7 protein-coding genes are annotated in these 11,130 nt (G+C 75.6%); 1 reads left to right on the top strand and 6 read right to left on the bottom strand.

What is annotated here, in order from left to right:
• Positions 1–123: 123 nt before the first annotated feature.
• Entirely contained in the window at positions 124–1,740 is a 1,617-nt protein-coding gene (locus UWG_RS0110295; RefSeq protein ID WP_237720047.1) for a CDP-glycerol glycerophosphotransferase family protein, read from the top strand.
• 294 nt (positions 1,741–2,034) lie between these two features.
• On the opposite strand, the gene UWG_RS0110290 is transcribed toward UWG_RS0110295, so the two are convergent.
• The 6 genes from UWG_RS0110290 to UWG_RS29805 form a co-directional block, all read right to left on the bottom strand.
• On the bottom strand, positions 2,035–4,233 hold the full coding sequence (locus UWG_RS0110290) for a P-loop NTPase family protein (RefSeq protein ID WP_237720046.1): 2,199 nt from the start codon (positions 4,231–4,233) through the stop codon (positions 2,035–2,037).
• Positions 4,234–4,490: 257 nt separating this feature from the next.
• Entirely contained in the window at positions 4,491–5,357 is an 867-nt protein-coding gene (locus UWG_RS0110285) for a hypothetical protein (protein WP_016907122.1), read from the bottom strand.
• Complete coding sequence (locus tag UWG_RS0110280; RefSeq protein ID WP_016907121.1) at positions 5,357–6,619, bottom strand: VWA domain-containing protein; 1,263 nt, start codon at positions 6,617–6,619, stop codon at positions 5,357–5,359. Before UWG_RS0110280 ends, UWG_RS0110285 begins: the two co-directional genes overlap by 1 nt.
• 283 nt (positions 6,620–6,902) lie before the next feature.
• Entirely contained in the window at positions 6,903–7,319 is a 417-nt protein-coding gene (locus tag UWG_RS0110275) for a four-helix bundle copper-binding protein (protein ID WP_016907120.1), read from the bottom strand.
• A 196-nt stretch (positions 7,320–7,515) separates the two neighbouring features.
• Positions 7,516–8,811, bottom strand: a complete 1,296-nt coding sequence (locus tag UWG_RS29810; RefSeq protein WP_237720045.1) for an SWIM zinc finger family protein — start codon at positions 8,809–8,811, stop codon at positions 7,516–7,518.
• A 53-nt stretch (positions 8,812–8,864) separates the two neighbouring features.
• Positions 8,865–11,130: DEAD/DEAH box helicase (locus UWG_RS29805; protein ID WP_016907118.1), on the bottom strand; the 2,266-nt coding region annotated here is incomplete at its 5' end.

Raw genomic sequence — 11,130 nt, 5'->3', positions numbered from 1 at the left:
GCCGGGAGCCGGGAGCCGGGAGCCGGGAGCCGGGAGCCGGGAGCCGGCAACGTGAGGGGATTGCCGGGGGGCGCGGACGCGGCGAGGTGGCGCACCTTCGCGGGGGCGAGAACCGTGGTGGCGGTGGCCCGTACGGTCACGTCGACGGTGCGGGTGCTCGATGCACTGGCTCCGGTCCTGCGCGACGACCCGCGTGTCGACGTCGTCTTCGCGCGCGACGACACCTCGGCCTTCTCCTCCGGCATCCCCGAACTCCTCGCAGCCGAAGGGGCACGCAGCTTCCCTTTCTCCCAACTGCACGAGGTGGACTGCGACTTGATCGTGACGGCGACGGAGAACGCCGATCTCGTGGGGAACTCCACCGCGCCCGTACTCGTCCTGCCGCACGGCGTCGGCTTCCACAAGCACGTACCCGACTCCCGATCCTCGGCCGAGCGGATATCCGGGGTGGTCCCCGAAGCGCTGCTGCTGAGCGGACGCGCACGGCTCGCCGTCTCCCACCCCGACCAGGAGCGGCAGTTGGCCGCCCTCCACCCCGCGACACGCGGGAGGACCGTGCAGGTCGGAGATCCGGCGCTCGACCGGCTGCTCGCAGGCGTCCGGCTGCGCGGGCGCTACAGACGGGCGCTCGGAGTGCGCGAGGATCAGCGGCTCGTGGTGTTCACCTCGACCTGGCGCGGCGAGTCGCTCCTCGGCAGCCATCCGGAACTGCCGGCCCGTGCCGCCTCCGAGCTGCCCTACGACGCGTACCGCTGCGCGCTCGTCGTCCACCCCAACGTCACGGCGTGGCACGGCGGTTGGCGCCTCCGTTCGCTGCTCTCCTCGGCCCGTGAGGCGGGGCTCCTCCTCGTCGACCCCGCGCCCTCGGACGGATGGCAGAGTGCGCTGCTCGCCGCCGACCTCGTCGTGGGCGACCACGGCTCCGTGACGTTCTACGCTGCGGCACTCGGCGTCCCGACGCTCCTCGCCGCGTTCGGCTCGGAGGCGGTGCCGGACACGCCGCTGGCCGAACTGGGCGCCTGCGCCGCCAGGTTGGACCACACCGCGCCGCTGCTTCCGCAGGTGGCAAGCGCCCTGGGCGCGGACACCGAGCAGTTGAGCAAGGTGACCACCAGCGCGCTCGCCTGGCCCGGCGATTCGGCCAGGCGGCTGCGCAGAACCGTCTACGACCTGCTCCGCCTCGACGAACCCGACGCGCCCGCCCGGGTGTTGGCCCCCGCACCGCCCACCGAGCCGCTGCCCGAGGTGCGCGCACACGTCGTGCGCACCGTCTGGACGGGGCGGGACGGCACGCGCCTGGAGGTCACGCGCAACGCCGCGGCACCGGAACCGCCCGTCGAGGAGTCAGCCGTCGCGCACCTGGCGTGCCGCGAGGACGAGCGCGACGACGGGCTGCGCCAACGCGCCTCCGTCCTCCTCGCCTCGGAGGATCACGAGGACTGCGCGGCGGCGGCACGATGGGCCCGGCACGCGCTCGACACCTCCCCGGGCGCCGTACTCGCCGCCGCCGCGGTGGACGCGGGCACGTGGCTCGTGGCGGTGCGGGGAAGGGGCGCCGCGGTGGTACGGGCCATGCGGTCCCGGGCGCCCGACGTCGGTGTTCCGGCCGCGGTGGTCTACGCACTCGTGCGGGGCCGCCGCTCGCCCGAGGGCGCCGAAGTACGGGTCAGCCACGGGGAGGGGCAGCCCCCTTCGAGCGACGGCGAGTTGTGCCTGCGCGTGGAGAGCTGGGCGGAGTAGGCCTTCCGGCCCACGGCGCGGTGGTTCGCCGACACGGTGGATGGCCGCCAGCGCGCCAACGGCCGCCGTGCTACGGGGAGTTGCGGCGGTGACCGACCGGCACCGCCCCGCGGAGTGCGCGCCGTCCACCGACCGCCACCGTGCGAGGAGTCAGCGACCGACCGCCGCAGTACCGCGAGTTGGCAATGGCGCCGACCGCCTCGGGCCGCGACGGACGTTCCTCACCACCGCCGCAGCATCCGGTGCCGTCGTCGCGCACCCGGCGCTCACCGACTCCCGCCCGGCACCGGGCTTTCACCCCTCCGCCACCGCGGCCCGACCTCCCGCCGGTTCGCCGTCCGCCCCGGGGTCGAGCTCCTCGCGCACCTCCTCGGCGAGCGGACTACCGCTCTCCTCGTAGAGGGCGAGGGCCCTCAGCCTCAGGTCGCGCGCGGCCGCGGACTCGCCGGCGCGGTCCTCGTGGCGTGCGAGGGCGCGCAGCACGCCCGCCTCGTAGTGGTGGGCCTCGCAGGCGCGGAGCTCCTCGGCGGCCTGCCGGTAGGCGGCGAGTGCGGCCTCCGGGGCGTCGAGCGCGTCGTGGACGGCGGCCTCGGAGGCGAGTGCGCGCGCCGCCATGCGGTCGTCGCCGAGTCGGCGGAAGCTCTCCTCCGCTGTCTCCAACTCGGCCAGGGCGTGCTCGCGTTGGCCGGACGAGGCGAGGGCGCCGCCGAGGAAGAAGCGGGCGATGGCCGTGCCGCGCGGGTCCCCGGCCTCCTCGTTGAGTTCGAGGGCGCGCTCGTACGAGGAGATGGCGCGCTGTGCGTCGACGAGGTCCCAGTACCGGCCGTCGAACTCCTGGACGGAGGCGCGCAGAAGGAGGTTCTCCGTCCGGGCCGCGCAGTTCAGGGCCGCGTCGAGCGCGCTGCGGGCCTCGGCCAACTCGCCGGTGTCGCAGAGCGGTCGGGAGAGCAGTGCGCGGAGCCGCGCCTCCGCGTCGGGTCGGTCGTCCGCGGCGGCTGCGGTGGCTCCGAGGCGGCAGGCGGCCAACCAGTCGCCGACGTAACGGGTGTTGAGGTAGAGCGCGGTGAGCGACTCGGCGAGCTGCCAGACCTGCCGGTGCATGCCTCCGTGCCGGGCGGCGGCCTGGAGCACGGCGAGCGCGTCGGAGCGCTCGGCGCGGAGCCAGGCGAGCGCCGCCCGCCTGGCGTTGGCGCCGTGGAACGGGTTGGCGGCGCCCGCCCTGTGGGCCGCGTCGCCGCCGATGCGGAGCCGCTCGCCGAAGATCGCCAGGTCGGCGAAGGCCGCGCCCGTCATGTAGTAGTCGACGCAGCGCTCCAGTACCGCCTCGCGTTCGGCGGCGCTCTCCTCCTGCTCGGCGCACTCGCGGGCGTGCAGCCCGACGAGTTCGTGGAAGCGGAAGCGGCCGTCCGCCCCCTCCTCCACCAGGGCGGCGTCCTCCAGCGCGTAGAGGAGGTCCTCCGCCGTTTCAGGGTCGGCCCCCGAGAGGCAGACGACCGTGCCGACGTCTGCGCTCTTGCCGGGGTAGAGGCCGAGCAGCCGGTAGAGCCGGGCCTCCTCTGCCGTGAGCCCCTCGTAGGCGAGGGCGAATGCTGCGGACAAAGCGTGCTCCCCGTGTGTGGTTCGGACGGTCAGAGCGGCCAACCTCCGCCGCTCGTCGGCGAGTTCGGCGGCCAGCTCGGCGAGCTGCCGCCGTCTGCGTTGCTTGTGGTGTTTGCGTCCTGCGATCCGCAGGGCGAGCGGCAGCCCGGCGCAGGCCGCGACGACCGCGGCAGCGGCCTCGGGTTCGCGCTCGGCGACGTCCGGGTCCCCGCTCCATGCGGCGAAGAGGAGGAGGCCGTGCGCGGCGTCGAGCGGCGTCAGCTGCACCGCGTGCGCGTCGTCGAGGTCGGAGAGCTCCTCCAGGCGGCGCCCGGCGACGAGGACCGCGCTCCCCTCCGCGCCCGGCAGAAACGGACGCACCTGTGCCGGGTGGGTCACCGAGTCGAGGACGACGAGGACGGGGCGGGAGCTGGTCCGGGTGCGGAAGAGCTTGGCGAGGGCGTGGAGTTCGCCCGGCAGGTGCGCGTCCTCGACGCCCGTGGCCCTGAGGCATTCGCGGAGTGCCTCGGCCACGTCGCCGCCGATCGGGCGGTACGCGTGCAAGTCGGCGTAGTCGACGTGGAGTTGGCCGCCGGGGAAGCTGTCGCGGGTGTCCGCGGCCCAGCGCCGGCTCAGCTCCGTCTTGCCGGCGCCCGGTGGACCGTGCACCACCGAGACACGCACCTGCCGCGGGCGCTCCGTCCGCTGGACGAGATGGCGCTCCAGGTCGGCGCGTTCGGCGTCCCGGTCTCCGAAGACGGGTCCGGGCAGCGGCACTTCGAGCGGGACGGGCGGCGGCTGCGAGAAGTGGACCCCGCCGGAGATGTCGCGCGCCAGTACCGCCGGGCCGTCGACGCTGCCGGCGAGGACCGGCCCCCTGCTCTCGCCCGTTTCGCCCACTTCGGAAGCCCCCAACTCGCCCTCCAGCCCCGATGGAAGCCCACCGTAACCCGTCCGGGCCACCCGCGCCCGCCACGGGGCGGCGCAGGCTCGGAGGGTGGGGAGGCATGCTGTCACCGACCGGATTGCCCCGTACGGGCCCCGGGCAATCCGACCGGCCGCCGCGGCTCCGTGCTGCCCGCGGCGGGAGCGGCCGTCTGCAACTGCGCGGTACGGGACGGCGGTTGGGCAGGCGGCGGTCGGCCCCTCGGGGAAGCCGACCGCCGCACCGGTCAGCGCCTCCGCGCGAGGCGGTAGCCGCCGATGCCGGCGAGCGCCGCGAGGAGTGCGCCGCCGCCGGTCCACGCCCAACGGTCGGACCACCAGCTCCCCGTCCACCCGCTCTCCGGCTCCTGGAGCGCGAGCGTCTTCTGCTCGGGGGGCTCGGAGGACTCCGCCGAACTCCCCTCGTCCTGCGGCGCGTCGGCGTCGTCCTGCCCGTCCTGCTGCTCCCCGACGGCGCCCGCCTGCACGGTCGGCACCAGCGGGGCGCCGAGCCGGCCGCCGCCCCTGCGCGCGCCGCTCGCCGCCTCGGCCTCGGTCTCCACCTCGACCCGCACCGGCAGCCCGCGGTCCTTCTCCGGCAGCCGGACCGCCGTCAGACGTATGTAATACGCCCCGGAGAGCGGGTCGTTGGCCCACGTCTCCGCCCACGGCTGGATGGTGCGGAGCCGGCAGCCGAGGGTGAGCTGCTCGGTCTGCGGTGGTGCCGTCTTCTTGGGCGTCCCCGCGGGGCACGCCTGGCGGCGGCGCAGTCCGTCGTAGACGTCGAGCTGCCAGGTGACGGGTCCCGTGCGCTCCGAGCCGGACGGGAGGTCGACGGTGGCGCGGACCCTCGGGGCCTCGCCCGCGGCCGCGGGGAAGACCCAGTAGAGGTAGTCGCCCGCGGCGGCGTCGGCGGTCCCGTGCTGCCCCTGCTCCAGCAGGGTCGCGGTGCGGAAGTCGGTGCCGGCCTCCGCGGGGTCCTCGCTGCCGTCCGCCTCCGGAGAGGCGGACGAGCCGGGATCGTCCGAGGGGTCGTCGGCCCACGCCGTCCCGGCGCCGGTGAGGATCAGCAGCCCGACCAGCGCCGCCGTCGCGAAACTCCTTGTGCGCAGCATCAGTTGACCCTCCCTGCCGGAGCACGCAGCCGGCTGACCCAGCCGAACAGCACGCCGCCGACGAGTCCGGCGACGCCCATCAGTACCAGCGGCACCCAGCCGCGTGCGAGGCCGAAGAAGGCGGTGTCGCCCGAGGACCCCGGCGCGTCGACGATGTCGACGGTGAGCTCGACCGGCAGCCCCGGCGAGCGCTTCACCCCGGCAGGCGCCGAGAAGGCGTGCCCGACCTCGAGGCAGACGATGCGGTCCTCCTCCCCGTCCCACGGGTAGCGCAGGCCGGTGGAGACGGCGTCGGTGCGCCCGCTCCCCGATTCGGCGCCGCGCACCAGCTCCCTGCCCTGCTCGGTGACGGCCCGGACCTGGAGACCCCAGTCGCCGTCCACCGCCCGGTCGGCGGAGACCGCGGCGGAGGCGCGCAGCTCCTGCCCGGGCTCCAACTCGGCGCGGTACCAGCGGTGTTGGCCGAAGCCCGCCCGGTCGGCGTACAGACCGGCGCCGACAACGGGTGCCTTGCCGCACTCCTCGGCGCCGTCCACCTGCGTCGGGTCCGCGGCCGGCGCCGACGCCGGCCTGCGCACCAACTGGTTGATCCGGTCGGACAGTTGGCCCCGATCCTGGACGGCCGTGTAGGTGCCGCCGGTGGCTTCGGCGATGCAGCCGAGCTGGTCGCGGACCTTGGCGTCGGCGGCGAGGCCCAGCGTGTCGACGGTGAGGCCGGTTCCTGTCGCCGCCAACTCGCGGGCGACGTCGCAGGGGTCGGGCTGCCCGCAGGAGTCCTCGCCGTCCGTGATGAGGACGATGCGCCGCTGCCCCTCGTCGTCGCCGAGGTCCTTGACGGCGCCGCGCAGCGCGTACCCGATGGGCGTCCAGCCCGTGGGAGTGAGGGTGGCGACCGCGGCCTTCGCCTCCGTGCGGTCGACCTCGCCGACGGGGTAGAGGCGGCTGGAGTCGCGGCAGCCGAGCCGCTTGCTCTCTCCCGGGTAGTCGGCGCCGAGCGTACGGATGCCGAGGTGGACGTCGTCGGGGACGGCGTCGATGACCTCGTTGAAGGAGTGCTTGGCCGCCGCCATGCGGGACTGGCCGCCGACGTCCTTGATCCGCATCGATCCGCTGACGTCCAGGACGAGTTCGACCTTGGGCGGTGGGGTGCTGCCCTGCTCGGGCTCGGGGTCGTCGGCCGCTGCGTTCGTCGGCACGAGGCCCACAACGGCGGCGGCGAGCAGTCCTGCGAGGACCGTCGCCGCCCGTCTTCCTATGATCATTTGCGGATCTTATTGAGCGTCAGCCGCTCCACCAAAACGAAGCGGAACCACCGCGTACGCGCCCCTCGAGGCTCGGTGATTGTGCCGCATTCCTCCCAAGTTCCCGTTCGTTGCGAGCTGTTGGGGCCGCCTGTCGTGCGGGGCACGGCGAGCCGTCGAGCGGGAGCACGCCGTACGGATCGGCGCGGCAGCAGACGGACGCAGCCGCCGCGGACGCAGCCGTCCGAACAGTGCAGGATGGCAGTCGGCGGAGCTTGCCCTCAGCCGCAGGGGCCGCCCCGCGTCAGCCGTCCGCGAGCGAGTCGAGCAGTCGGCGGCACGCCGCCTCGCAGCTACGGCAGCGTTCGCCGCAGAGGCGGCAGTGGGTGTGCATCGACGCGTGCCGCTCGCACTCCTCAGCGCAGACCGAGCAGGCCGCGGCGCACGCACGGAGGGCGACACCGGCGACGCCGACGTCGAAGCCCGTCTGGCGGGAGAGCACGCGGCCGGCGGTCTCGCACAGGTCGGCGCAGTCGGCGTTGGTGCGGATGCAGCGCCGGAGCGTCTCCACCTCGTGCTCGGCGAGGCAGGCGTCCCCGCAGGCGGTGCACGCCTGGGCGCACGCCATGCACTCCTCGATGCACGCCGCCAGCGCCTGCCTGTCCACTTCCGCCGCCGGTGCCGGATGCGCTTCGAGCAGGTCGTTCACCGCAGTGGTCATCGTCGCCTCCGTCTCTTGCCGTGCAGCGTGCGCGCCCCGGACGGGGACGGCGCACCGTGCACGGGTTGCGCAGGGAGCACGGCGGCAAACCCGCTTCGGCGCGGCCGTCCGGCCGCCGTACGCGAGGGGGCGAAGGGCGAAGTCCGGTGCGCCGCTCGGGAGTCCGCCGCGTTCTCGCCCGCGACAGCCGGTGCCGTCAGCTCTCCAGAAGGCCGCGGAGCACGGCCGCCGGATCCGCGGCCGCCGCGCCCTCCGGCCACCACTCGCCGTCGGGGCCGGCTCGGTACGGGTACCAGCGGCCGTCGGCGGCGTAGCGGAGCTGCACCCCGCGCGCCTCGTCGGTGAGGCGGTTGCCCGCGATCGCCAGGCGGGGCAGGCCGGCAGCCGCGAGCGCGCCCCGCGCCCGGTCGAAGCCGCCTGCCGGGGGCTCCCAGGCAGACTCGAGCAGGCGCAGGCCGAGCTGCCCGCCCTGCCGCCATGCGGCGGCCGCGCGGGCCAGGCCGCGCGCGTCGGTTCCGACCGCGCGTGCGAGCGCGGCGAACCTGCGGCCGAAGGTGCCACGCCCCGTGAAATCCGGGTGGGTGGCGGCGAGTCGGACGGCGTCGTCCCAGACGGAGAGCTGCCCGCCAGGTCCGGCCGCCGCCGGACGACTCTCCCGCGGCGAGGAGCGCGGGCCGCCGCCCGGCGCGGCCGGCTGCCGGGACTCGGCGAACGGCGGATCGCCGCGCGGCTGTTCGACCTCGTCGAGCAGCTCCCACGCGCGGGCCGCCGCCGACGTGGCGAGGAACGCGAGCGCCTCGGCGTCCGGCGCGCCCGAGCCCTCGGCGGACGGCGGTGCGACACGCGCCGGCGCCGGAGGAAGCGGTTCGGGCGGCGGCAGCGGGGGCCGTATTGCCGTGGCGAGCGCCGCGCGGGCGCTCACGCCCGGGCGACGCTGCCGGGCGGCGCCCGACGCGTGCGCCGGGGCGCGCCAGGCGAGGGCGTCGAGCACCTCGCTCTCCGGACGCCCGCGGAGGAGCAGGAGGAGGAGCGGGTCCTCGTCGAGCAGGAGCGCCGTCTGGCAGGAGAGGGCGGCGGCGTGCTTGCACGGGCGGCCGCGATCGGGGCAGGTGCAGGCGGTGACGAGTTCGCCGGGCTCGGGCAGCAGCCCGACCTGCGCCTCCTGCGCCGCCTCGGCGAGCGCCCCGTGCGCCGCCGCGGCGGCGCCGCGGACCAACAGGGCCGCGCAGCGGGCCTCTTCGGCGGCGAGGGCGTCGAGCAGCCGCTCCCAGGCGGCGTCGGCGAGCACGGGCAGGCGCACCCGCGCCGCGTAGGGGCGCGTCCTGCTGCCCCGCACCGACGCCGAGACGGCCCCCGGCTCGACGGCGACGGGGCCGACGTGCCCGCCGCGCGCGTAGCGCCTGCCGCGCTCCAGGCGTCCGGGGTCCTCTGCGCTCTCCGCCATCGCCGCCAGCCAGGCGCCCGCGCCGCTCTCCGCGTCGAACTCCCTCACCGAAGGGGCGGGTTGAGGCGTGCGCAGGATACGGGGGCCCGACTCCGAGGCCATCAGGTGCCCCGCCCGCGAGCCGGGGCCCTCGCGCCGTCCGCCGGGGCGCCCGGCCGGCCGGGCTCGTACCGCTGGGGGCCGCCCCTGAGGGCCACCAGGTCTGCGAGGTCGGCGTCGTCGAGTTCGGTGAGCGCGGCCTCGCCGCTGCCGAGGACCGACTCGGCCAACTGCCGCTTGCTCTCCAGGAGTCGGGTGACGCGCTCCTCCACGGTGCCCGCGGCGATGAGCCGGTGCACCTGGACGCGGCCCCGCTGGCCGATGCGGTGGGCACGGTCGGTCGCCTGCTCCTCGACGGCGGGGTTCCACCAACGGTCGTAGTGGACGACGTGCGAGGCACGGGTGAGGTTGAGACCCGTGCCCGCGGCCTTCAGGGACAGCAGGAAGACCGGCACCCGGCCGTCCTGGAACTCGTCGACGAGCCGCTGCCGCTCCTCGACGGGCGTTCCGCCGTGGAGGAAGCGGGCCGCCACGCCCCGCTGTTCCAGGTGCGACAGGAGGAGTCGGCCCATCGCGACGTACTGCGTGAAGAGGAGGACGGCGCCGCCCTCCGCGAGGATCGCGCCGAGGAGCTCGTCGAGGAGTTCGAGCTTGCCCGAGCGGGCGGCCGTGCCGGGGGCCGCGTCACGGAGGTACTGCGCGGGGTGGTTGCAGATCTGCTTGAGCGAGGTGAGGAGCTTCATCACCAGGCCGCGGCGCGCCATCCCCTCGGAGGCGGAGATCTCGTCGAGCGTCTCGCGGACGACCGCCTGGTAGAGGGCGGCCTGTTCGCGGCTGAGCGGGGCCGCGTGGTCGGTCTCCGTCTTCGGCGGCAGCTCGGGCGCGATCCCCGGTTCCGTCTTGCGGCGGCGGAGGAGGAAGGGCCGGACGAGCCTGGCGAGGCGCTCTGCGGCCTCCGGGTCCTCGCCCGTCTCGACGGCGCGGGCATGGCGCGCGCGGAAGGTCTTGAGAGGGCCGAGGAGGCCGGGGGTCGTCCAGTCGAGGATCGCCCAGAGTTCGGAGAGGTTGTTCTCGACCGGGGTGCCGGTGAGCGCGACGCGCGCCGGCGCGCGGAGGGAGCGGAGTGCGCGGGCCGTCGCCGAGCGGGGGTTCTTCGCGTGCTGCGCCTCGTCGGCGACGAGCAGGCCCCAGCGCTGTTCGGAGAGCGTGGGGGCGCTGCTGCGGAGGGTGGCGTAGGTGGTGAGGACGAGCCCCGGGCCGCTCGGCGGCAGACCGCGCCCGGGTCCGTGGAAGACGTGGACGGACTCGCCGGGCGCGAAGCGGGCGATCTCGCGCTGCCAGTTGGCGAGGAGCGAGGCGGGGCATACGACGAGGGTCGGGTCCTGGTGGGCGCGGTGCAGGTGGAGCGCGATGAGGGTGACGGTCTTGCCGAGCCCCATGTCGTCGGCGAGGCAGCCGCCGAGCCCGAGGCCGGTCATGCGGTCGAGCCAGGCGAGGCCGCGGAGTTGGTGGCCGCGGAGCGTCGCGCGGAGCGCGGGCGGCTGCGGGAGCGGCGGAGGCTCCTCGGTGAGGCGGCGCTGCAACTCCGCCAGCGCGCCCTCAGGGACGGCGGGCAGCGGCTCGCCCTCGACCTCCACCTCTCCCGTGAGCAGGACCGAAAGGCTCTCGGACGGCTCCAGCAGCCCGAGGTGGCGTTTGCGCGCCTTGCGTACGAGCTCCGCGTCGACGGGCACCCAGGAGTCGCGCAGGCGGACGACGGGGCGGTGCGCCTCCGCGAGCGCGTCCATCTCGGACTCGCTCAGCGGTTCGCCGTCGAGCGCCAACTGCCAGCGGAACTCCAGGAAATCGGCCTGCTCCAGCAGCGGCTGCCGCTCGACGGCGGGACCCGGCGCCGTCGCCCGCACGACCACGCGCGCGGAGAGCTCCTTCGCCGTCCGCCGCGGCCAGTGCACCTGCACCCCCGCGTGCTGGAGCCGCCGTCCCGCACGGCCGAGGAGGTCCTGCACCTCCTCCTCGGTGAGCGCGAGGACGTCCGGAACGGAACGCTCCAGCAGCCGCCCCAGGGGCGCGAAGACCCCTGCCGCCCGGCGGAGTTCGGAGAGCGCAGCGGTCCTCGGCCGCGGCCCGAAGTGTTCGGCTCGCTCGCCTGCCCACACCTCGGCCGCGTCCGCGACGAGCGCGGGTTCGGCCCTGCTGCGCAGCTGGAGCACGGCGGCGCCCGCCGCCGCTGCCCCGGCGTCGAAGACGGCGTCGTCCCCGAGATCGAGCCGCAGCCCCAGCGTGACGCCGGAATCCTCGACGGCGGCGACCTCGCGCGCCCAGCCGCGC

It is taken from the genome of Streptomyces xiaopingdaonensis (assembly GCF_000262345.1).
Lineage (GTDB): Bacteria > Actinomycetota > Actinomycetes > Streptomycetales > Streptomycetaceae > Streptomyces > Streptomyces xiaopingdaonensis.
This window is presented reverse-complemented; position numbering and strand designations above follow the sequence as displayed.